The organism is Pseudomonas alliivorans (genome assembly GCF_017826695.1).
In the GTDB taxonomy this organism is placed as follows: domain Bacteria; phylum Pseudomonadota; class Gammaproteobacteria; order Pseudomonadales; family Pseudomonadaceae; genus Aquipseudomonas; species Aquipseudomonas alliivorans.
This window is the reverse complement of sequence record NZ_JAFFZW010000001.1, coordinates 72,769-95,624: the sequence shown is the minus strand read 5'-3', so window position 1 is coordinate 95,624 and position 22,856 is coordinate 72,769. Positions and strand designations below refer to the sequence as shown.

General features: G+C 52.6%; 22 protein-coding genes, 1 tRNA gene and 2 pseudogenes. 21 read left to right on the top strand and 4 right to left on the bottom strand.

Features of this window, described 5'->3' with window-relative positions; all coding sequences use genetic code 11:
* Positions 1-68 precede the first annotated feature (68 nt).
* From JTJ32_RS00440 to JTJ32_RS00415, 9 genes and pseudogenes are all read left to right on the top strand, one after another.
* Positions 69-153, top strand: a tRNA-Leu gene (locus JTJ32_RS00440).
* A 163-nt stretch (positions 154-316) separates the two neighbouring features.
* On the top strand, positions 317-925 hold the full coding sequence (locus JTJ32_RS26320; RefSeq protein ID WP_236059141.1) for a tyrosine-type recombinase/integrase: 609 nt from the start codon (positions 317-319) through the stop codon (positions 923-925).
* Positions 864-1,379, top strand: a complete 516-nt coding sequence (locus tag JTJ32_RS26315) for a tyrosine-type recombinase/integrase (RefSeq protein WP_236059140.1) — start codon at positions 864-866, stop codon at positions 1,377-1,379. The genes JTJ32_RS26320 and JTJ32_RS26315 overlap by 62 nt, the downstream gene beginning before the upstream one ends.
* A gap of 72 nt (positions 1,380-1,451) precedes the next feature.
* Positions 1,452-1,628, top strand: a complete 177-nt coding sequence (locus tag JTJ32_RS26310; RefSeq protein WP_236059139.1) for a hypothetical protein — start codon at positions 1,452-1,454, stop codon at positions 1,626-1,628.
* Positions 1,629-2,551: 923 nt separating this feature from the next.
* Positions 2,552-3,057, top strand: a pseudogene (locus tag JTJ32_RS26305) (integrase domain-containing protein); the annotation flags it as partial.
* Between the two features lie 402 nt (positions 3,058-3,459).
* Positions 3,460-4,008: a glycine-rich domain-containing protein gene (locus tag JTJ32_RS00430; RefSeq protein WP_149658088.1), complete on the top strand. Its 549-nt coding sequence runs from the start codon at positions 3,460-3,462 to the stop codon at positions 4,006-4,008.
* Positions 4,008-4,859, top strand: a complete 852-nt coding sequence (locus JTJ32_RS00425; protein WP_210040369.1) for a TauD/TfdA family dioxygenase — start codon at positions 4,008-4,010, stop codon at positions 4,857-4,859. Before JTJ32_RS00430 ends, JTJ32_RS00425 begins: the two co-directional genes overlap by 1 nt.
* Positions 4,846-5,523 carry a class I SAM-dependent methyltransferase gene (locus tag JTJ32_RS00420; protein ID WP_210040367.1) on the top strand — a complete coding sequence of 226 codons (678 nt, stop codon included), beginning with the start codon at positions 4,846-4,848 and terminating at the stop codon, positions 5,521-5,523. The genes JTJ32_RS00425 and JTJ32_RS00420 overlap by 14 nt, the downstream gene beginning before the upstream one ends.
* 5 nt (positions 5,524-5,528) lie before the next feature.
* Positions 5,529-9,092, top strand: a complete 3,564-nt coding sequence (locus JTJ32_RS00415; RefSeq protein WP_210040365.1) for an ATP-binding cassette domain-containing protein — start codon at positions 5,529-5,531, stop codon at positions 9,090-9,092.
* An 8-nt stretch (positions 9,093-9,100) separates the two neighbouring features.
* Here JTJ32_RS00415 and JTJ32_RS00410 read toward each other — a convergent pair whose 3' ends face one another.
* Positions 9,101-9,541: an AAA family ATPase gene (locus JTJ32_RS00410; protein WP_210040363.1), complete on the bottom strand. Its 441-nt coding sequence runs from the start codon at positions 9,539-9,541 to the stop codon at positions 9,101-9,103.
* 1,041 nt (positions 9,542-10,582) lie between these two features.
* Here JTJ32_RS00410 and JTJ32_RS00405 point away from each other — a divergent pair.
* Positions 10,583-11,098: a DUF6998 domain-containing protein gene (locus tag JTJ32_RS00405; RefSeq protein WP_330718101.1), complete on the top strand. Its 516-nt coding sequence runs from the start codon at positions 10,583-10,585 to the stop codon at positions 11,096-11,098.
* 84 nt (positions 11,099-11,182) lie between these two features.
* A complete protein-coding gene (locus JTJ32_RS00400; protein ID WP_184318775.1) occupies positions 11,183-11,593 on the top strand; it encodes a hypothetical protein in 411 nt (136 codons plus the stop codon).
* 133 nt (positions 11,594-11,726) lie between these two features.
* On the opposite strand, the pseudogene JTJ32_RS00395 reads toward JTJ32_RS00400, so the two are convergent.
* Positions 11,727-11,885 (bottom strand): annotated as a pseudogene (locus JTJ32_RS00395) (ethanolamine utilization protein); the annotation flags it as partial.
* A gap of 408 nt (positions 11,886-12,293) precedes the next feature.
* On the opposite strand from JTJ32_RS00395, the gene JTJ32_RS00390 reads away from it, so the two are divergent.
* The 3 genes from JTJ32_RS00390 to JTJ32_RS00380 all read left to right on the top strand — a co-directional run bounded on the left by JTJ32_RS00390 (position 12,294) and on the right by JTJ32_RS00380 (position 13,984).
* Positions 12,294-12,599: an antibiotic biosynthesis monooxygenase family protein gene (locus JTJ32_RS00390; protein WP_180274411.1), complete on the top strand. Its 306-nt coding sequence runs from the start codon at positions 12,294-12,296 to the stop codon at positions 12,597-12,599.
* Positions 12,600-12,718: 119 nt separating this feature from the next.
* Positions 12,719-13,114, top strand: a complete 396-nt coding sequence (locus JTJ32_RS00385; RefSeq protein ID WP_236059138.1) for a PA0061/PA0062 family lipoprotein — start codon at positions 12,719-12,721, stop codon at positions 13,112-13,114.
* A 339-nt stretch (positions 13,115-13,453) separates the two neighbouring features.
* Positions 13,454-13,984, top strand: coding sequence for a BRO-N domain-containing protein (locus JTJ32_RS00380; RefSeq protein WP_210040359.1), 531 nt, complete (start codon positions 13,454-13,456; stop codon positions 13,982-13,984).
* Positions 13,985-14,111: 127 nt separating this feature from the next.
* Here JTJ32_RS00380 and JTJ32_RS00375 read toward each other — a convergent pair whose 3' ends face one another.
* Entirely contained in the window at positions 14,112-14,660 is a 549-nt protein-coding gene (locus JTJ32_RS00375; protein WP_099227443.1) for an N-acetyltransferase, read from the bottom strand.
* Between the two features lie 627 nt (positions 14,661-15,287).
* Here JTJ32_RS00375 and JTJ32_RS00370 point away from each other — a divergent pair.
* Together JTJ32_RS00370 and JTJ32_RS00365 are read left to right on the top strand one after the other, a co-directional pair.
* On the top strand, positions 15,288-16,235 hold the full coding sequence (locus JTJ32_RS00370; RefSeq protein ID WP_099227442.1) for a bestrophin family protein: 948 nt from the start codon (positions 15,288-15,290) through the stop codon (positions 16,233-16,235).
* Between the two features lie 94 nt (positions 16,236-16,329).
* Positions 16,330-16,539, top strand: a complete 210-nt coding sequence (locus JTJ32_RS00365; protein ID WP_029241748.1) for a hypervirulence associated TUDOR domain-containing protein — start codon at positions 16,330-16,332, stop codon at positions 16,537-16,539.
* Between the two features lie 8 nt (positions 16,540-16,547).
* On the opposite strand, the gene JTJ32_RS00360 is transcribed toward JTJ32_RS00365, so the two are convergent.
* Positions 16,548-17,465: a LysR substrate-binding domain-containing protein gene (locus tag JTJ32_RS00360; protein ID WP_210040357.1), complete on the bottom strand. Its 918-nt coding sequence runs from the start codon at positions 17,463-17,465 to the stop codon at positions 16,548-16,550.
* Between the two features lie 188 nt (positions 17,466-17,653).
* Here JTJ32_RS00360 and JTJ32_RS00355 point away from each other — a divergent pair, with 188 nt between their 5' ends.
* The 5 genes from JTJ32_RS00355 to JTJ32_RS00335 all read left to right on the top strand — a co-directional run bounded on the left by JTJ32_RS00355 (position 17,654) and on the right by JTJ32_RS00335 (position 22,853).
* On the top strand, positions 17,654-18,403 hold the full coding sequence (locus tag JTJ32_RS00355) for an SDR family NAD(P)-dependent oxidoreductase (protein WP_210040355.1): 750 nt from the start codon (positions 17,654-17,656) through the stop codon (positions 18,401-18,403).
* Positions 18,404-18,514: 111 nt separating this feature from the next.
* Entirely contained in the window at positions 18,515-19,816 is a 1,302-nt protein-coding gene (locus JTJ32_RS00350; protein WP_099227438.1) for an MFS transporter, read from the top strand.
* 18 nt (positions 19,817-19,834) lie between these two features.
* Positions 19,835-20,683 (top strand): transketolase, encoded by an 849-nt coding sequence (locus JTJ32_RS00345; RefSeq protein ID WP_210040353.1) that lies wholly within the window; start codon positions 19,835-19,837, stop codon positions 20,681-20,683.
* A complete protein-coding gene (locus JTJ32_RS00340) occupies positions 20,680-21,699 on the top strand; it encodes a transketolase family protein (RefSeq protein WP_210040351.1) in 1,020 nt (339 codons plus the stop codon). Before JTJ32_RS00345 ends, JTJ32_RS00340 begins: the two co-directional genes overlap by 4 nt.
* Before the next feature lie 206 nt (positions 21,700-21,905).
* Complete coding sequence (locus tag JTJ32_RS00335) at positions 21,906-22,853, top strand: alpha/beta hydrolase (protein WP_210040349.1); 948 nt, start codon at positions 21,906-21,908, stop codon at positions 22,851-22,853.
* The last annotated feature ends 3 nt before the right edge of the window (positions 22,854-22,856 follow it).

Genomic DNA, 22,856 nt, shown 5'->3' with positions numbered 1-22,856 from the left:
TAGTAAAAAACCAGCGCAAATCCCTGTTGACCAACGGAAAACCGATCCCTATACTTCGCCGCCATTGAGCCCTGATGGCGGAATTGGTAGACGCGGCGGATTCAAAATCCGTTTTCGAAAGAAGTGGGAGTTCGATTCTCCCTCGGGGCACCATTTGCAGTACATAGACGACTACCAGCGTCTACACAACACCCATAGAGCCCGCTAACTGCGGGCTTTTTGGTCTCTGGGGTTCCATCCCCATCCCTTGCAAGCCAGCCTCTTTTTGGTGCATTTTCTGTACAGATTCCAGTTCGAGAACCGGAGGTGTACAGCCATGCCACTCACTGCCTTGCAAGTCGAAGCGTCCAAGCCTGCCGACAAACAATACACGATGAGTGATAGTTCGGGTCTTGCCCTTCCAGTCCAGCCGAACGGCCACAAGTACTGGCATTTCCGCTATTCGTATCATGGTCGCGCGGCGCGCATGTCATTGGGCGTCTACCCGAGCATCTCCTTGCAGAAGGCTCGCGAACGGGCTGCCGAATGCCGCAAGCTGCTCAAGGACGACATCAACCCTGGCGCCAAGCGGCGGGATGACAAGCAGCAGCAACGGGAGGCCGGGCTCAACACCTTCAGGCGAGCTACGGAGTACTTGTATCAGTTCAAGGCCGACTCCGGCCGCAGCGATGCGACGCTAAAGAAGATTCGCGACTACCTCGACAAGTATCTGCTACCGGCACTCGGCGAGATGCAGCTGGAGCACATCACTCGCGCCGACTGCGCGAAGTTGCAAGCCAGCATCGAAAAGCGCGGGGCGTTCAATGTGGCAGAAGGCTCGGACCTGGCTCAAGCAGATTTTCAGTCAGGCGATTGCGCGGGGGTTGTGCGAACACAATCCGGCTTCAGAACTTCATGCCATCGCGTTGGCGCCGCCTCCCCCTGAGCACTATCCGCACTTGCGTGAAAGCGAGCTACCGGAATTCCTTCAGGCGCTGAGCAAGACCACCAGCCGGTTGCCGTCAAGGATTGCTTCGTGGATGGCAATACTGACGGCGAGCCGACCCGGCATGGTTCGGTATGCGACGTGGGATAAAATCGATTTTGAAGAAGGGACGTGGACCATACCGGCTGAACGCATGAAGATGCGCCGGGACTATGTCAGTCCCCTGCCCCATCAACTGATCGCAATGCTGATCAAGCTGCACCAATGCACTGGACGCAGCCGCTACCTGTTTCCGGGGAGTGGTGAGAAACGGCCCGTCATCAGCGAGAACACGATTAATCTGGTGTTTGCCAAGATTGGCTGTAAAGGGCGGATGGTCAGTCATGGCGTTCGTCACACCACGAGCACCTTGCTGCGAGAGCATGGGTGGTTGAAAGGCCATGTGGAAAGCTAACTGGCGCAGGTCGAGGGCGGCATTGCTGGCGAGTACAACCAAGCGCTGTATATGACCCAACGGCGGATAATGATGCAATGGTATACCGACTATCTCGATGCGCTCAGGGACGGGATTACGGCGAGCCTGGGGGATCAGTTTGATACGCGGGTTAACCAGTTTCTGTCGCGTAAGTCTTCGGAGCTTCTCGAGTTCAACGCGGTCGGTGGCGATATCAGTGCTTTGGAAAATGAGCGTGGTTCATTCTAGCGCTAACAGGTCAGTGAGATCTCCGTGGTTTGCTTTCCTCGCGGGTCCATCCAAACAGGGCTGCAAAGCCGCCGTGTTTGGATGGACCTCACTTAAAAAATCTAAAGCCCGCGCAACTGTGGAAAACCACTGATTTCCACCGGTGGATAATTTCATCCACAGCCGCAGAACTCCCGAAAATTCGAGCCTTGACCCTACCCACCCGCAGGCGTAGAAAAGATCGTGCAAGCGCTGTCGTTGACAGCACCCCAGGTAGCCAGAACCTTTAAGGCTACGCCACACCATGGTGGTTATCCCAAAGTGCGATTAGCGTCCGGCGGCTCGCACGCTCACAGCGATGTGATGGATGCCTACTTATAGCAGTGTGCCCACTGCGGCAACTTCCCCTTTCATAGCTGCCCTGCAGCAACCTATCCGCTTGGCCATTTACTTGCGCCAACCTGCGCCCGTCTCTTTCTCCCGGAAAGAGACGGGCGCTCCTACCACTGCTGCAGCCCACCTCGTACAAGGCTTTACGGCATTCCCCCTCGTGACAATTGGCGTGACAAACACCGAAGTCACCAGCAACAGCGATGCAGATGATGGTGCCGCAGCCCACGGAATGGACTGCACCTGACTGACAGTCAGACACGCCCCGGTCATCGCTTCACTGCCTTCACCTGACTCAGGATCTCGCGGCGCTGGCCTCGTCAGCCAGTACAGCCTCCACCCGCCCACTTCCTCGGAAGTGCTCAGGAGGCCAGATCATGAGATGCCCAAGCTCCCGGTCGTAAAGAGCCGCCAGTCCCGCGTTAATGGACAACCCTCACAGGTCGCAGGGGTCTCGATCCCTGATAACACTCAACATTCTTGGCGGGAAGACGTGGGGAAAAGCTTCAAATGTTTGGCTTGAAGAGGAGTTTTATCATGCCATTGTTGGGTAGATGGGATCGGGTCGGCAGCTGACTTATGCCGGGCCTCAGGCATTGCGGGATATGTTTGGTGGCGGGCACTACGGTACGGTCAAAGCGCACAGTGATCGCTGGAAAGCGTTCGTGCAGTGGCGTCATCAGAGGATGGGTCGGGCTTCAATGATGCACGGCAGATTGATCGGCAGACTTTCCTGGACTACGCCGGGCATCTGCGGCAGCAAGTCGAACATGGCGAGCTTACCATCACGACCGCGCAAAACCGGTTGTCCAGTGTGAACCGAACCATGGCCACGCTTCGCGGTGATCAATATGTGAAAGTGCCGAGCCCAAGTGAAGCGTTAGGACTGAACCGGACCACCATCTGCACAAAAATTCCCCAAGGCCAAGATCGTGACCAAGTGATTCGCATCGCTGAAGCCCTTCGCGAAGGGCATCCTCGGGCTGCCGTGATCGCCGAGTTGGCACGCACCACTGGGATGCGTTTGGGTAAGGCCAGCTTGGCCGACCTTCCGCGCCTAATCAACGCGCTACTGATACGTGTTAACCATAGGTTTGATCACTCTACGCACAGGGAAGACTTGGCATGTCTCACGCTTGCTAGGCGATGGCGCCCCGACCCAGCGCACGCCAGTGGCTGCGCAGGATCTGCGTATCGCCGAAACAAAAACTTAGACACAGATTTTTCGAAGACGGTATGGATCCAATCCGAGAAATCCAATACTATCAAAGCGCCACCGGCCTACTGGAGCGAGCTTCATTCACCACCATTGCCTTCAGTGACTACCGTAACGCGATGGCCTGAAAAGCCAATTATTTATTGGGCTGATACCTACACGCCTGAAAGGTCTTCAAAACCTAACTCCAAGTGATAAAGCAGTTAATTTTCACTTAAACCACATTTCACCTATAAGAGGTTTCATATGAACCTAGGCAAGAACGAAGCTTACAACCACGAGAAAGGTAACGATTTTAGAATGTCGTCGCGGGCCGATATAAAAACAGAGATTGCAGAAACCAATTATGTAAGCCAGACAGCGATAGACACTATTTTGGACCGGATCAATCGTGTAGACTTTACTCCGCTTTGCTTCAAGCTAGAAAAGGAATACGACTGGCGTGAAGATAAAATCAACGGTGCTCTGACCCTATACAAGCAGTGGTTGACGCTTCAGACCCTCTATGAAGATCTTTCTTTTGCGCCAAGCGAACTAATTGACGAGTTCTGGCATATCCATATTCTGGATACAAGAAAATACATGAATGACTGCAACTTCATTAAGGGTGAGTACATCCACCATTACCCTTATTTCGGCCTTACAGAACAAGAGAATGAAACAGTTCTCGAAAAAGGTTTTGATTTAACGAAAAAACTGTTCCAAATGCATTTTGGGCATTCGGAGCTTGGTTTCCAAGCAGATCATGCAGCGTCGTGTGGCTGCCGTTCCGGCAACGGTAGCAGCTGTCGCTGATGCCTACGCTTATACTTTCCAGCGAGCTTCGAGCCCTCATAAAAAAGGGCTTGGAGGTCCACGAGGGTACCAGTGTAACCCATCCCCCCTTGAACGAGCAGCCTGGGCTTTTTAATTTCTTCGATGCCGTGAAAAAAATTCTTCACCAAGAAAAACACGTTCATATAAGGGGGATTCCCGTATTAAGCAATGAAGGCTGGAGGGCTTTTACCAGCTGTTTCGGATTATTTTATGGAGTTGTCGAACGAACGGATATAAAAATCGATTGCCATTATTCAGCCTGCTCCATTAATCCTCTTACCCTTCATAACGATGATGCCATAGATGAAGTCAGGCAACCAAGGTATGGATTTATTCAAGTCACCAATGAAGATCCATTGCACCCTGTTGCAAATGGAATCGTAGTAGTCCGAGAGCTAGTCCAACAGCTTAGATATGAAGCCCCAGAACTGCTGAAAATGCTGCTCAGCCATCCAGTACCTATGTTTTCTCATGGAGTTAACTATGAGGAAAAGGATGGCGAATCTATAATTATCAATTCCCCGATACTCTACAAATCGTCTAGCGGCGAGTATCAAATAAGATTTGATCATGACAGGATCAGACGATATTACCAAGAAATGAAGAAAAAGCAGCCATTTGAAGAGGGAAAAATGATTTATGACTTTCTTCAGGCTGCTCAGAAAATAAAGCAAAAAATTACACTGTCGCATTCCGATCTATTAGTCCATGATAATTTGTGCACACTCCACGACAGAGATGCATGCAATATAGAGCTTTACTCCGACGGCACAAGAAATACTCGTCATATTTCGGTCAGTTTCGCGAGAGCACAAGATGGAAATCCATAAAATCCCTCGCAACTTAAAGCAATACGGAAACTTCCCTTTTTGGCACTCACTCATCAAAGAGTCGATTGAAATAATTCCACCTGATAAATATTTAAACGTGCTGGACTTTGGGACTGGGGAAGGTGGATTTTTGCAGCTTTTCGACTTCTTAGTACCGGAAAAACAACTTATAGGCGTGGAAAAAGATGAAAACCTGCTAGCGACATGCAAGAAGAGGCACTCAGCCCCAAATATATCCTTTACTGCTTCGTGCGACCTTGGGAACGGTAAGAATGAAACAATTGATATAGCTTACTCTCAAGAAGTAATTTATACACTTCCCCGACTCGATGAGCATGCCAGGGAAATGTATTATCTTTTAAGGCCGGGAGGGTACTACCTAGCTACGATCGGCTGCCATGTGGACAACCCAACATACACGAGGCGTAAAGAGAGAATTAGAGCTACTGAAAATTATCCAGCATTCGATTATTCATTGGATGAGGTTGGCAGATCGTTCTATGATGCTGGTTTTAGAGTTTCAGTGAAACGATTACCTGTCACAGCCCCCTTGAAATACTCATTTGAGGCGGATCCTGAGTTTTTATCTATTTCTGACTTACTACTATCTTCAGAACAGTACAAAACTTTGTTTGTATTTATGAAACCAAAGCACCCAAGGTAGAATAAATGTCAAAATCCGATGCTGATATTGCAATTATAGATGCTAATGAAAACAATCTAAAAAATCTTAGTTGCAAGATACCGCTAAATTCAATCATCTGTATAAACGGCGTCAGCGGTTCGGGAAAAACAACTTTAGCGAAAAAACTTATTGTGCAGGAAGCTGAGCGACAGCATAAAATACAATCAGGCACCGGCAAACGTTACCACCATTTGGTGAGAGGAAATTTCTTATCGATAAAAAACCTACCTAAAGTTTTATCTATCGATCAAAAACCTTTACTGCAATCCGAAAAATCCACCGTAGCCACGGCGTCGGGACTTAACGACTGCATTAGAACCTCATTTGTTAAATGTGGCATTATCCAATGTTCCTGCGGGACGACTGTCGAAGAAACCCCAAGCTACGAAACCATTAAAAAAATTATAGTCACCGCAATACCTGATGGGAACTATAGTATTTATTTTTATGTATCCAGCAAAATTTCCTCTCGCGTAGAAAAACTGATCAAATTCATGACATCTAACGGATTTAGATATTTTGAAGTAGATGGCAGCAAAAAAAAATACAGAACTAAGGATATTGAAACCCTTAATCTTGATAGCCATTCAAAAATAAAGATTGAGGCTGACTCTCTGGATCAACTGGAGAGTTTAAAAATACCACAGGAAAGTATTTTTATATCGCGCAATAGTGAAAGCGCATTTGATTTTTCTTATCAGACTTTTTGTCAGCACTGCATGACAGAATACCAAAAAAAGTCACTATCTTTATTTACCAGATCAAAACTAAGCGATCGAAATGGATGCTGCAATTTGTGCGGTGGTAGTGGATCCACTGTAAGATTGAACGAGAAATATTTATTCTATCCTAAAAATAACCTTGCCGAAGGGTTCCTGAATCTGCAGTTTGACGGGCAAAAATATACCCCCATCAACCTTTACAAATCTAAATTAAAAAAAATAATTCAGGACGGCGGAGGAAAAGTCTCGACGACATATGAGAGTTTCCCGCCTTCGGTCAAACTTGAGATTCAAAAAACTTTAATTAACAAGCTCTCCAGTTTGGAAAATACGGCGACAGATCCTGAGCTTATAATCACTTCTCTTTGTGATGAATGCGGCGGATCAGGTTTTAGTCAAAAGGCTCGAGCCGTAAAGCTAAATGGTAGGAGCGTCGCAGACATTCTTTCGCTAACAATTGACGAAGCATTTTCGTCAATACGAGACCCTGAATCTTCCGTTATTTTAAGCGCAGCGCAAGATCTCTCGCTTGGACACTTAGTGTTGAACAGAAGCACTACCACACTAAGCGGAGGAGAAATGCAAAGGATCAAGCTAATTGAAGCGATAACGGCGAAGGTGTCCGACCTACTGATAGTCATTGATGAGCCGTCAGCAAGCTTAAGCACGAACGACATAAAAAAATTATTTGTTTTACTCAAAAGACTACAATCCTTGGGCAATACACTTCTACTAGTAGATCATTCGGATCAGGTAATTTCTCAATCAGATTTCAGTATTCACCTAGGGCCTGGGTCCGGCTTGGAAGGTGGTTATATTTTGGAAACGGTTGATAGTGTTCTGCCCCCTTTAAAACCAAGAAAAAAATGCTCACAGGAACCTCAAGAGTATATTTCTCTTCGTCGAATTAGTTTCAACAACGTTGTTAATCAGGACGTCTGCTTCCCTGCAGCCGCGATCACAGCGATTGTAGGAGATTCCGGGAGCGGTAAGAGCAGCCTCGTGCAAGGAATTACATCACGAATAACCTCGAGCTCCAGAGACGCAAAGACTAATAACATAGCAACCGCGATACTATTGGACCAGAAGCATATTAGAGGTAGTAGGCGCTCAAATGTATCTACGTTTCTAGATATATCTGAAATTCTTAGAAAGCTGTACTCGGAAACAGTTGTCGCGCAGGCGTTAAATCTCGACTCTAGCTTTTTTACCTACAATGGTGCAAATGGGGCTTGTAGTGAGTGCCAAGGTTCTGGCGAACTGGCTGGTGAGACCTGTAAATCATGCGGGGGTGCTAGGTTTAATAGCCTCGCGTTGTCCGCCATGGTTCATAATCTCAATATTGCTGAGCTATTGGACTTCCCCGCAACTGGTGTACTTCCCCTTGACCTACACCCGGCAATCAATAGGGTATGCACATTATTAATAGAACTGGGCTTAGGACACCTTAACCTCGGGCGTAGTTTGACTGAGTTGAGTGGCGGCGAATCTCAACGACTCAAACTTGCGAAATTTCTTGGGGCAAGTGAAAACTCCATATCGAATAATCAACACCACTTATTGATAATCCTTGACGAACCGTGTAAGGGTTTAAGCAAAAATGATTGCCAGTTTGTATTAGAGGTTCTCCAAGGACTTTCCAGGAAAGGGCATAGTGTTCTTGTCATTGAGCACAACGACGCTTTAATACAGCAAGCGGATTATATAATAAAGATGGGCCCCGGGGTAGGCGATGAGGGTGGGCTAATTGTGTTCGAGGGACCTACTAGCGATTATCCTACAGACGGCTCTATTTTGAACGGTATGAAGGTGAAACCTATCACCTACTCTAAAGATAAATCCACGCATCTGACCTCCGAGGATCGTTACTTTCAGAAGCTTTCTATCTATCAAAAGAGGGCTTTAATTTCTCAGCGCGACGGAAAGTTCTTTAGCACCAAGGCTAAACTGTTCGAATACCTCGATGATTCCGCCTGCAAACCGCCGTATTACTTCAATCCATTTTGCGCTGAACTACATACATCCGCGACAATATCTAAAACCCAGATAAAACAAAGGCTTGAGTCGCTAGCCAAACTAGGACTACAAAAAGTACTAGTTAACAATGCGCTTATTAAGATCACTAATGCGGCTAAACTTGTTGATTATGATACCGCTTGGAAAACCTATATCGAAACTGACAACCCAGAACTAGCCTATAATTTAGGTAATGGCTGGATCGCAGTATGGAAAGATGAAAAAACGGAAATACTTTCGACACGTCTAATCGATGTAGATAAGCGAGTTGTTGGGGCACGCACATTAACGAGACGTACATTCAACGCGTTTTATAATGATTGCAAACTATGCAACGGGAGTGGCAAGCTAACATACTACGATTCGTTTATCAGCGATGAAGCTAAAGCATGTACCGATCTTGAATTTTATTCGCCCTCCATTAGACCTTATGTCAAAACAAAAATTCTATTCAAAATCCGAGAGTCTGTTAGTTTTTTTAAAGCTGAGAACCTTGCTGATTTTTCAACCCCATACAGTTCCCTGAGTAGTCGCGAGAGGATGGCGTTACTCCATGGCATTCCCAATTTATCATTCACAAAAAGAGATGGTCGGAAAGATGCATTGAGTGATCAAATTGAATGGCGTGGATTAATTAAGCTCCTTGAGTCCAGCTCATCACTGATGCCGAAGTTTCTCAAATCCTCAATCGAAACCCCTAGGGTTTCGGTGAATTGCTATTGCTGCAATGGCACAGGGTATGCCAAGGAGGTAGATCACTACCTAGTAAATGGTGCCCCAATATACCAATGCGACCCTACTGAAGTATAGGATGTTCATTAATCCACAATAGTTATACTTTCGAATCTCTCCTCATCGGATGGCGGAGAGATTCGCGCATATAACATCTCTACCATTTCATCAGAAACCACGCGCTCAGTCGCCCTCATTTTATTTCGTTCCAAACAATCGCTCAGCGAGGTAGCGATGTATATGGCATGTACTTTAACACTACCTCCAAAACCAAAAAGAAAAGACCGAGCCTCTAGCTCATTAAAGTAAGTTGTATCAAGTACAACATCTTGTCTCAATGCTACTTTCCCTGAAACAATATTTTTTATCTCCTGCAAAACTTTTTGTCTAATCTCATAAGAGCGCATCGAACCAAACATAGACTCTCGAATCACATCACACGACACAACTTGAACATTTGTAAAATTTCTGGAGCAGTAATGGCTTTTCCCTGCCCCAGGCGAACCTAACAAAAGATATATATTCACTTGACCAACCTCCTTCTTTGCAAAATCTACAGGGTTACGCCAAGACAAAATTCATTACAAGTAAACCCTCAGAATAATATACCTCCTTCCCAAGTGCTGAAACATGACTTTCTTTAATAGCACGCACATAGCCACTTAAAAGAATAGTAATGCGGTTCGTTAGATTCTTAAATAAACTGCCATACCAATCGCCGATCCCAGCCATTTTTTAAACTTAATAAGCTAGCCCATCTAAAAATAAAAACCTATGAATATGACTGGCGATATTACGCACCACTATGATACATGCCTTGCCTCAGGGTCCCCGTATAAAATATCTATCTCTTCATGCTTTTATAGATATCACTACCAGGCATATCTTCCGTGGGAAAGTTTCCAAACTGACTGGGTTTTTCGATTCGACTACGACTTGAGGCTTTGTTACTAAAAACAACCATCAAACCTACACCAGAGCCTAGACCAACTAAGAAGGTTAGGACATGCGTCAAATATTCCATTTTATATCACCAATATTTTTCGGTATCTCCTGAGGCTCGAAGCGTATCAGAGCACCACAATTAGGTCTAGTTAACATGTGACGATATGGTACTAACACTCGCTAGGGTTCTAAGGGTACCGTTCCTCCAATCCGCGAGGTGGCGCCTTTGGGAAAGGTCCGTCTAAAGCAGCGGAAAGCCTTTGTAGTATGCATGGCAAAAAAAATGCACTTCGTCGGAAATACAGCAGCAAAAACGATAGTCTCCGACGACCTTACTGAGATAATTTATCAACGTGCAAAGTATGGATATACGCACACAAAAACATGTACAGCGAAATTAATATTTTACAATCAAACAGTTAAATAATATATTGAGCCCCCCCTCGGGACACCAAAATTGAAAAAGACCTTGAAATTCAAGGTCTTTTTTTTCGTCTGGTGAAAAGTGGTCATGGCGCAATTACAGGCCTGTCCGCCTCTGTAAAACTGCCAGGCAATTCCCGATGATGCTTGCAGTGCCCGACCGGGAATTTTCGACAGCTTGTTAAAGGGAAGTGCAGGACATGGATGCCAGGCAAATCGAATTTCAACTGCCCGAAGTCATTGTGGATCTTTGGAAAGCGCGGCAGGCACTGGCTGCTCACTATGTCAGCACAGGCTTGAAGTTCACGCTGGATGGACGCCTTGTAGGCGATATCGCAGAAGCATTGGCCTTGGAGCATTTCGATCTACTCATTCCCCAGAAACGCACAGGTGGAGTCGACGCGCTCACTCGAGCCGGGAAAACCGTGCAAGTGAAAGCGACCGGCAACGCAAGATCAGGTCCGGCCTTCACGCCGGGCAAAGGCTTTGCCGATTACCTGCTGTTTTTCAGAATCGACTTTGAGTCCAATACCGCCATGGTTGCTTACAACGGCCCCGAAGCGCCCGTGCGTAGTTTGCTGCCGGAAAATGGATGGAACGGCACCAAGGCACTGAGTCTGGCCGCTATTCAACGATTGGCGCTGGAAGTGAATCCGCGGGATCAGCTTCCGCTAAAGGCCCATGCCAGCCTTTCGAATACTGACATGACGCGCTGACCTGTTGCTCTGCCCAATCGTCCGTTCTATTCATGACATTGCCCATCGGTATAATCGCCGCAGAATGGACCTCAGGACAGCCCAGTGAATAAGATCGTTTATGTAAAAGCCCACTTCCGCCCTATCGGTGAGGAAGTCACCGTCAAAGTGCCCACGGGTGAGGTGACGTGGGGGCTGTTCGGTACGAAAGAAGAGACCCGAAAAGAGAAACAATGGCAGCAAACCGGTTGGTCGGATTGCGAGGTTGATGGCGAGCGACTTTCGAAAGACATCGAAGAAGCGGTTGCCTTGCTCAATGCTGACGGTTATGAAATTCAGACCATCCTGCCGATCCTGTCGGGTGCCTATAACTACGAATTCAAGCACAAGGACGTAACATTCCCCGAACAAATAGGCGCTGCAGGCGGAGGCTGGGGATATGGCTACGGGTATGGTTTCAGCTTCACCGAAGGCGTTACCTTGATCGCCAGGAAAATTCAGAATCCTTCCGCATAACGATCAGGCCATACAGTCATCCTGAAAAATGCGCTTGCCCCGATGACTGGCAAGCGCATTACACCCTCAAAGAGCTGATAGTTTCAGGCACAGCCCAACCAAACCCTTTCAAACGCCGAATAGATCCAGAGCGCTATTTTTTCGCGTGTGGCGGTGCTCCGACATTGTATTTGTCCGTGCTGTGGTCATTGTCCTGATCGGTATCGCTGCCACCAAACGCGGCGTCGGTGCGGTGATCGTTGTCCAAGTCCTTGTCATTACCGCCAAATGAGGCGTCGGTCTTGTGATCGTCGCGCTGCAACTTGTTATCTGCTTTTACTCACGTCGCTAGCCCCTGAAAACCGGTCGTTTGTGTTCCGGGGCATCGCGATTGATTTGACCGGCATTCCGGCAAATTGCTTGCGCGACAGACGATGAGTTTTTTATTGCCTGTAGAGCAAATCAATACATTTATCAGCGTGCGGCTTGCGCGCCATGGAAAAGCCAGTCCGCACGGGTGATCGGTATGAATGGTTTCGGGATGAAGACCTGACACTGCGCACCTGACCATTGCTGAGCAAAACTCAAGTCTGCATGAGCTTTTGAGTGGGTAACCTTTACGTGGAAAAGCCAGTAGCCTGTTCGCATACCTGGCAACGGTCCAATGCGTAGTCACCAGGTACAGGATCAAGCATTCGACAGGCAGCAAAGGTTCAAGCGCATGACAATCACCTCAATCAATACTCTGGAGATCAGTTTCCTGGAAAGTCCGAGGCATGATGTCGAGGCATTGTTGCTCAAGCACATCGAGCAATTGAAAAACGCGCCGGGCTGTTTGAGCTACGCGCTGAGCAGGAGCACAAAAGGCACGGCGCGCTGGATCGTCAGCGGTTACTGGTCAAATGAAGACCAGATGACTGATCACTTCTGTACGGCTGCAATGACTGGATTCATTGATGAACTCATCGGCGCCGAAGCCAGTATTGCCTTCGCTCGCTTTGCGGCCAATATCGATATTCCAGCCTGACCCAGTTATACCCGGTAACCCAAGCGGATCGACCAGGCTTTGACACGCCTGTCAGAAACGCACGCGCCCTTGAAAAGTTACTTATCGCTATACCCACACTTTCATATAAAGGTTTTCCCATGAAATTCTTGAAACTTGCAGCGTTCGTTGTAGCCGTATCAGGCCTGGCTGGATGTGCGACCGCAATGCCTGTGCCTGACAAAGGCAATGCCATCGTTCATATTGAGGCTCAGGTCGGTGATGAGATGATCGCCAGGCGCCTTGATACAAAACCTGCCGAAAGCTTGAATCATTTCGAAGTGTCACCCGGCAAACACTCAATGGAATTGGGTATTGTCGCGAGGGGTTATCAGAAGAGTCAGCGACGTTGCGTAGCGACGCTTGAGTACAGCGGATTTGCTGCCGATGAGCTTTATACATTGGTTGAAAGCAGGTCGGGGCCGGAAGTCAAAGTAACGCTGATCGACAACAAGGGGAAGGCACTGGCGCAGACGGACAAGGTACCTTGCCTGTGATCTTGCCCAGATTCCTTGCCTAGAAAACCGTTTGAAGAAGGCACGGCCCTTTCCTACGACACTCTGCGAATCAGCCTCTATTTTCGGTTAGCCAGAAAGTCCAATCTTCCCGCCGTTCGCTGCCCCATCAGCAACCGGATTTAGCGATCCTTTCTATCCAGGCGTATTATCGCTCTCCCCTGCATCAAGCCAAAACTTGAAGCAAGTGTTATGGCGGCTGTGCGTCGGAGGCCTTCGGGCCTGCCGGTTTCCTGGATACCGGTTCGCTAACCTTCGCACAGCTGCCACCTTTTCGTTTAGCGACGTCCGGTGGCAGCTCTCTATTCAGGAGCTGTACCCATGTTGAACATTACCCCTTCCGTGCCCTGCACCGCCCATTTCGAAGCCATCCTTTTCTTTCGTCATCACCGCATGCTCCGGGCTGCTGTTTCTGAAGCGCAGGCCTGGTTCTGTCTGGCAGACCTCGCCCGCCTGATGGGCAAGGCGCTGGATGAGCGCGCCACGCTCAAGCTGGATGCAGACCAACGCCGGGTGGTCTGGCTGCAGGCCAATGGCGAGTGGTGCAGGCAGTTGATGGTCAGTGAATCCGGCGTGTTCGCGCTGCTGGTTCATCACTACGTGCCGGAAAACCGGGCGTTGCGGCAATGGCTGACCCATGAAGTGCTGACAGTACTCCGGGATCAGCACAACGTGACGCTGGATAATCCGAAAGTCAGTCAGTTGAGATGGCCAGGGACGTCTCTGAGCGTGCTGCACTGGCGAGACGAGTCATGGATCCGGTTGCGGGATATGCCGAATGTGGTGGCCGAAACTGCGCCTCGTTCGAAGCGCGGGCTATGGCATCGCGTGATAGGGCGTGAGTGCCATTAAGCTCACGTATCGACGTTCGACAGTGCGAATTGCAGATTCTATTGGCGATAACGCTTTCCTGCCCTGCGCAAGGATGCGTTACCGCACTTGCAAACGCCTCACTGTCTTAAAAGAAAAAGCGGAATACTTATACCTGATACAGATCACGGTACATTAAGACGGTGGCGGGCTGCCGGCCCTTCTTGCGCTGACCACTCATTGCCATGTTTCGGCTGCTCTCCAGAAACTCTAGACGATTATAAAACCTGATCGTACGCTCTCTGTTTACTGCATTTACCGTAAGCAACCTGGCAGAGAACGGGAGAGTGAACGATATGCCTTGAATCAACTGAATTATCGCCTCGCCGAGGCCACGGGACTGCCAGTCCAATGCCACAGCGAGTTTGGTTATTTTCACAGCAGGAAAAAAGTCTATCGGAGCCTGAAAAGGCAAGCCCAGCTCACTGAGCTCTACACCCTCAAGCTTTAAGCTGTCGCAAGACAAACTGAAAAATCCTACAGGATCGTCGGAGCCTTCCAAGAATACTACCGTAGTAGATGTAATTCCGTGCGTCGAATAGGCGCAAGCATCTTCCTTGAGAAAAACGTCGAGTTCATCATCACCCGATGTAAAGGTTTCCAGTACCCGCTGTTCGACTTCATCAACAGGGGCAAGAATGAAGTCATCCAAATTCACGCAGACATCAATCCCGTTCGTTGTTTCGTTTCGAGAAAGCTTTTTGAGCGGCACATGCGTACGCGCTAAGGGTCGCTTTACGCTCTCGAGTAAGCCCGGTAGACCCCAGCCTCTTTAAAAGAACACGGCTCTCGTCTACAGAAAGAGCAGGTGAAGATTCAATGACAGGTTTTGCAGCCATGCTAAGGCCTCTTTGTGGGTAAGCAGGAAACCCCGTCGGCCCACCAGAGGCTTGCGGAGAATCGAACACGTCGTACAGATGTATCAGTAGTGTAGTCAGCGTCTTGATGAAAAAAATCTAACTATTTGTATCTCTCAAAGACCGTGTCAGCCTGCGGAGCCGCCAGGATCTGAGCGATCTTACTCTGGGCAACGAGCTTAATTGATCGCTATCCCGTCTGCACCTCTTGGGCTCGGTTATCTGGTCACCGTTTTGCCAGAATTTGTGACGGGTAGCCTGCTACGCATTCGAAAGAATGCCTTTGGGCCCATGCATTCAGACGCCATACCCGAATGACCGACCAGTCATGAATTAAGCGAGCGTTAAGCGTCGTGCCGTAGGTTTGTGTCACGGCTTGTTACAACTACGTGGCGAGCCATTCACCCACCTCGGGCAGGAGTTTCGCCATGACCGGTCTCTTTGAAAAGAAATGGAAGTGCTTCAGAAGGACGCTGACCTATGTAGGTTGGTCGCTGTTATGGCTGTTGCTTTGGGACGTGGGCGTGACGATGGATTTCATGCTGATGGACGGCATTGGCATCGATTTCCCGCTCATGCCATTGACACTGCTGTGCTCGGCGCTGATTGTGCTGATCAGTTTTCGTAACACCAGTGCCTATAACCGCTGGTGGGAAGCGCGCACCTTGTGGGGGGCGATGGTCAACAGTTCGCGCAGTTATGGCCGACAGGTTCTGACCCTGATCGATGGCGATGGCCGTGCTCGGGAAAACCCGGTGAAGGGTGAGCTGTTTCGTCGTCACGTGGCGTATCTGCGAGCGCTGCGTGCGCACTTGAAGGGTGACGTCAGCGAAGCCCGGCTCGACGGTCTGCTGCCGCCGTTCGAAATAGAACGGGCGCGTGACAGCAACAACTTCCCCAACGACATTCTAAGCGGCTCGGCGTCGATCATCGCCGACGAGTTCGCGCAAGGCCGGCTGGACAGCATCCGGTTTTCACGGCTGGAAACGACGCTGGTGGACCTGTCCAATTGCCAGGGCGGCATGGAGCGGATTGCCAATACGCCACTGCCCTACCCTTACGTTTACTTTCCCCGACTGTTCAGTGCGTTGTTCTGCGTGATCATGCCGCTGAGCATGGTGACGACCCTGGGTTGGTTCACGCCGCTCATTTCGACGGTGGTGGGCTGCCTGTTGCTGGCCATGGAGCGGATCGGCACCGACTTGCAGGCGCCGTTCGGCAACAGCCAGCACCGGATCCGCATGGAAGACCTGTGCCAGAACATCGAAAAGAACCTGTGCTCGATGTACAACGAGCCGGAACAGGGCCCGTTACTGGCACACCTGAAAGCGATGATCGGGCCGATTGCGCCCTCGGTTCGTCAGGCGACGGCGTGAACCGATCGCGGGGTGGTGGTTCCCATAATCCTGTGAACGCTCCCCAAGGGCCGGGCTCTAAACAGCAAATCGGAAACGCGCTCGAGGAGAACACATGACCACTTCATTCAAGGTTGGCGATGCCGTGCGCTGGAATTCGGAGGCTGGCGAGATCCGGGGCAAGGTGACCAAGGTGCACGTCAAGGACGTGGAGTTCATGGGCAAGCATCGGCCCGCGTCGAAAGACAGCCCGCAATATGAAGTGAAAAGCGACAAGACCGGGCATCTGGCGATGCATCACGAGGACGCCTTGCACAAGGTCTGACGCCCGGCTCAGAACACGAACCCGTGCCCCAATTCGTTTTCCATCCACTCCAGAAAGCGCCTGACCCTTGGAAAGCTGGAGTGGGCCTTGGGAAACACCAGATGATGCGCCGCCACCGGTGAACTCAACAGGTGCGGTACGACTTCCAGCAGCGCGCCGCTTTGCAGGTATTTCTGCGCCAGCAGCGTGCTTTCCAGCGCAAAGCCCAGGCCGTGACTCGCGGCCTCCAGCGTCATGTAGGAACGGTCAAAACTCAGCGTGTAGGGTTTTTCCGGGCGCGCGAGGCCGTGCTGGGCGAACAGCTCCGGCCACTTCAATAATGTGGCTTCGGACAGAATCAGCTCGCCGTTCAGCAGGTCCGCTGCGCTGTTGACCGGGTATCGCTCCAACAGCGTCGGCGACGCCAGTACCGCAAAGGTTTCGTGGCGCACGGTGCGTACTTCATAGCTTGGCCAGTTGGGTCGGCCGTGACGGATGTCGACGTCGATCTTGTCACGACTGAAGTGCAACGATTCGTAGGAACACGACAGGTTGATCTGGATATCCGGGTGGCTGATCCGAAAGGCTTCCAGTCGCGGCATCAGCCATAACAGCCCGAAGCTGGGTGACGAATGCAGGCGCAGGCAATCGAGGCTGACGTCGCTGGCGGCGCGCTCGGTTGCCACGGCCAGGCTGTGCAGCAATCCGGAAACCTCTTTCAGGTACTGCTCACCCACCGGCGTCAGGGTGACGCCGCGTGCCGCACGCACGAACAATTGCCGACCGATCATCGCTTCCAGTTTGGCCAGTTGATGACTGACCGCCGACGGTGTCAGGTCCAGCACTTCGGCAGCGCGGGCCAGGTTGCCGAAGCGTGCCGTCTGCTCGAAGGCCTGAATGGCTTTCAGGGGTGGCAGGTTCGAGTGTGGATCATCATCGGCACGCACGGCAGCTCCGAAGCTTCAGGAAGATTGAGTTTCTGGCATTCAAGCACTGCTCGGCGGAAATGACGAGAGGTGAATTTTTTTCATCGACCAGTGATGGTTGCGTTATTGCTCGCGGGCAGCACCGGGAACACTCTGAGCCCATCGATCACTCGAATCGAACCCATAAAAACAATCAGAGGACTCCCCTCATGCTGCTTCAAGGCAAAATTGCAATCATCACCGGTGCTGCCTCCGAACGTGGAATCGGCCGCGCCACGGCTGTCACGTTCGCGCAACACGGCGCACACGTCGTGATCCTCGACCTCGATGAATCCGCCGCACGCGACGCTGCCGCCGCGCTGGGCGAAGGCCATCTGGGCCTGGCTGCCAATGTGGCCGATGAATCCCAGGTCAAACAGGCCGTTGCAAAGATCATTGAGCACTTCGGCCGCATCGACGTGCTGGTCAACAATGCCGGCATCACCCAACCGATCAAGACACTGGACATCCGTCCCGGCGATTACGACAAGGTGCTGGACGTCAGTCTGCGCGGCACACTGCTGATGTCGCAGGCGGTCATTCCGACCATGCGTGCGCAAGGCTCGGGCAGCATCGTGTGCATGTCGTCGGTCTCGGCGCAGCGTGGCGGCGGCATCTTTGGCGGGCCGCATTACAGCGCGGCGAAAGCCGGCGTGCTCGGCCTGGGCAAGGCCATGGCCCGGGAGTTTGGACCGGACCAGATTCGCATCAACTCCATCGCGCCGGGCCTGATTCACACCGATATCACCGGTGGGTTGATGCAGGACGAGCGACGCCACGCGATCATCGAAGGCATTCCGCTGGGTCGCCTGGGTGCCGCTCAGGACGTGGCCAATGCCGCGCTGTTTCTGGCCAGTGACCTGTCTTCCTACCTCACCGGCATTACGCTGGATGTGAACGGCGGCATGCTGATTCACTGATAGCCCATCGGCGGGCCGATCAGTCAGTGTGACGGCCCGTATTTGCTCTGGATCGATGACACGCCAGGCCGGTTTGCCTGGCGGTCTATAAAAACAAGAGATCAGACCATCATGATAACCACCATGCCCCTCGACGCGGTCTCGACTGCCCGTGCCAATGCCTACCGCAAGACGGCCTGGCGACTGATGCCGTTCCTGATGTTGTGCTACCTGTGTGCCTACCTGGACCGGGTCAATGTCGGTTTCGCCAAGCTGACCATGATGAATGACCTGGCCTTCAGCGAAGCCGTCTACGGCCTCGGCGCCGGCATGTTCTTCATCGGCTATTTCCTCTGCGAAGTACCCAGCAACCTGATCCTGCATCGCGTCGGCGCACGCCGCTGGATTGCGCGCATCATGATTTCCTGGGGCATCATTTCCGCCCTGTTCGCCTTCGTCGAAACCGAATGGCAGTTCTATGCCCTGCGCTTTCTGCTCGGGGTGGCCGAAGCCGGTCTGGCGCCGGGCCTGCTGCTCTACCTCACTTACTGGTTCCCCTCCTATCGCCGTGCACGCATGACCGTGCTGTGGTTCATCGCCATTCCGTTGTCCGGGATGATCGGCGGGCCGCTGTCGGGCTACATCATGGGCACCTTCGCAGGCTTTCATGGCTGGGCAGGCTGGCAGTGGATGTTCGTCATCGAGGCCATTCCCACGGTGATTGTCGGCCTGATGGTATTGGCGTACCTGAAGGACGGTGTGCATCAGGCGACCTGGCTCACCGATGACGAAAAAGAGCTGATCAAAAAGGAGCTGGCCGAAGACAACAGCCAGAAGGTCGTGCATGCCTCAGTGGGTGAGTTCATCCGTGACCGCCGTTTGTGGCTGCTGGCCTGCATCTACTTCTGCGTGGTCATGGGTCAGTACGCAATCACCTTCTGGCTGCCGACACTGATCCGCAACGCCGGACTGGCCGATCCGCTGCACATCGGGCTGATGACCAGCGTCCCTTACCTGTGCGCCATCGTCGCCATGCTGTTGATGGGCCGCAGCGGTGACAAGCACCGCGAGCGCCGCTGGCATCTGGTTCTTCCGATGATCGCCGGTGCGCTGGGCCTGAGCCTGGCAGCGGTGTTCGGCAACAGCCTGCTGATTTCGGTACTGAGCCTGTGCCTGGCCGCAGCGGGTGTGCTCTCGGCGTCGTCCCTGTTCTGGATGCTGCCCACCACCCTGCTGGGCGGCGTGTCTGCGGCGGCGGGTATTGCGGGCATCAACAGCTTCGCCAACCTCGCGGGCTTCTGCTCGCCTTACCTGATCGGCTGGATCACGACCACCACCGGCTCCAGCGCCATCGGCATGTACCTGATCACCGGCGTGCTGTTCATCGGCGCGTTTCTGGTCCTGCGTATCCCTGCCGCTTCGGTCAATCGTTGAGTTTACGGAGTCATCACCATGACAACCCAAACGTTATCTGCCTCATCCACCTCGCTGGCACAGCGTGCCCACAACATTCGTCGCCATGCCTTGCGCATGGGTCAGGTTCAGGGCCAAGGCTATGTCGGCCAGGCGCTGGGCGCGGCCGACCTGCTGGCGGTGTCCTACTTCCATGCCATGAGTTACAAGCCTGAAGACCCGGAATGGGAGCAGCGTGATCGCTTTTACCTGTCGATAGGTCACTACGCCATCGCGCTGTATGCGGCCTTGATCGAGGCTGAAGTCATCCCGCTGGACGAGCTCGAAACCTACGGCTCGGACGACAGCCGCCTGCCCATGTCGGGGATGGCCGCCTACACGCCGGGCATGGAAATCACCGGCGGCTCGCTGGGTCACGGCCTGGGCATTGCGGTCGGCGCTTGTCTGGGTCTGAAACGCAAAAAATCAGCGTCCTTCGTTTACAACCTGCTCTCGGATGGCGAACTGAACGAGGGTTCGACCTGGGAAGCGGCGATGTCGGCATCCCACTGGAAGCTCGACAACCTGATCGCAATCATCGACGTGAACAACCAGCAGGCAGATGGTCACTCCAGCGAAGTGCTCGCTTTCGAGCCCATCGTGGATCGCTGGCAGGCCTTTGGCTGGTTCACGCAACGCGTCGATGGCAACGACCTGCAAGCGCTGGTCGCCGCGTTCGATGCCGCCCGCCAGCATCCGGGCGCACAGCCTCGGGTGATTATCTGCGACACGAAAATGGGCAAAGGCGTGCCCTTTCTGGAAACCCGCGAGAAGACTCACTTCATCCGTGTCGACGAACACGAGTGGGACCTTGCACTGAACAACCTCGACGAGGGGCAAACCGTATGAGCACAGCCAACCAGAACCCTGCGGCGGCACCTGCCGTGAAGAAGAAGCTCACCACCTCGGCCATGATCGCTTCGATTGCCTCCGAAGGTCAGGCCACCCGCTCGGCGCCGTTTGGCCATGCGCTGGCGGCACTGGCAGATCAGCGCTCGGACATCGTCGGGCTGTCGGCGGACCTGTCCAAGTACACCGACCTGCACATTTTCGCCAAGGCGCACCCCGAGCGTTTCTACCAGATGGGCATGGCCGAACAGTTGCTGATGAGCGCCGCCGCCGGAATGGCCCGTGAGGGCTGCGTGCCGTTCGCGACCACCTACGCGGTGTTCGCCTCGCGCCGCGCCTACGACTTCATCTGCATGGCGATTGCCGAGGAGAACCTCAACGTCAAGATCGTCTGCGGCCTGCCCGGTCTCACCACCGGCTACGGCCCGAGCCACCAGGCCACGGACGACCTGGCGATCTTCCGCGCCATGCCCAACCTGATGATCGTCGACCCGTGCGATGCGCTGGAAATCGAACAGGCCGTACCGGCCATCGCTGCGCATCATGGGCCGGTGTACATGCGCCTGCTGCGCGGCAACGTTCCACTGGTACTGGACGAGTACGGCTATCAGTTCGAAATCGGCAAGGCCAAGACCCTGCGCACCGGCAACGACGTGCTGATCATCTCCACCGGCCTGATGACCATGCGCTCGCTTGAAGCTGCAAAGGAATTGCAGGCCGATGGCGTCGATGTGGCGGTGCTGCACGTACCGACCATCAAGCCGCTGGATGAACAGACCATTCTGGCCGAAGCCAGAAAACCGGGACGGCTGGTGGTGACAGCAGAAAACCATTCGATCATCGGCGGGCTGGGTGAAGCGGTTGCTACAGTGCTGCTGCGCAATGGCGTCACGCCAACCTTCAGACAGATCGCGCTGCCGGATGCGTTTCTCGATGCCGGCGCCCTGCCGACGCTGCATGATCGCTATGGCATTTCCACACCAGCGGTCTGTGCACAGATCAAGGCGTGGTTGTAGCGGTCGGATACTGAAGAGGCGCTGATGTCCGCCTCTGCCCGCAGGGCGTGAGAGCTCTGGGAGTTACGAGAGCCGCAATGGGCTGCGCAGCGGCCCCTGGTTGCATCTGGCACACCGCATGCGCAGGCCCTGCTGCCGGCTCCCGGTAGTTGGGCGGCAAGCCGCCTGCCATCGGTGCTTGCTGTGCTTTTTGACGAGACTGGACGATGGATGCCAACCACCTGCTCGACCCGGCCTACGCCGTTTTCCTGGATGAACCTTCGAGCGTCTGGACGCTCGATAATCTTCCCGTCATCAGGCGTCGCGTTGAAGCCGCCTGGAAACAGCCTGACGGAGCGAGGTACACGCCGTACTGGACACAGAAGGATCACATCAGGCTGTGCGTCTATCGCCCGGCACACAGCCTCAATCCCTCACAGAAACTTGCCACACTGCTGTACATCCACGGCGGCGGTTTCGTGCTCGGCCGACCCGAGATGGCTGACGATTATCTCGTCGATCTGGCCAACGAGCTGAACGTCCTGATCGTGGCCGTCGATTATCGACTTGCGCCCGAACACCCGTTTCCCACGCCGCTGAACGACTGCTACGCAGCATTGGCCTGGATCTTCGAAGAAGGCCTGGCACTCGGCGTGGATACGCAAAAGGTAATGGTCATGGGCCACAGCGCAGGTGGTGGCCTGGCTGCTGCTGTATCGATCATGGCGCGGGACAAAAACGAGTATCGGCTGGCAGGGCTGTTGATGGTCTACCCGATGCTGGACCACCGCACTGGCTCGGCCAATTCGTCAGACGACAACCCCAGCACCGGAACGCTGAGCTGGACCCGTGACGCGAACCGGTTCTGCTGGCAGTGCCTGCAAGGTACCTATGCACTGGACGATGAACGGGCAGCGCTTTTTTCACCCGCACTGGCCAATGACCTGACCGGGCTGCCGCGGAGCTTTATCAGCGTCGGCGCGCTCGATCTGTTTCTGGACGAAAACCTGGCCTTTGCGCTCAAGCTTTCCAGGTCCGGCGTGCCGGTGGAATTGCACCTGTACCCCGGCGTGCCGCACATGTTCGATCAGTATCCCGGCCGTCAGACCGATCAGCTCAAACAGGACATCACGCGTGCCCTCGCCTGCCTGTGCGCAGACAAGGGCACGCCATAGCCG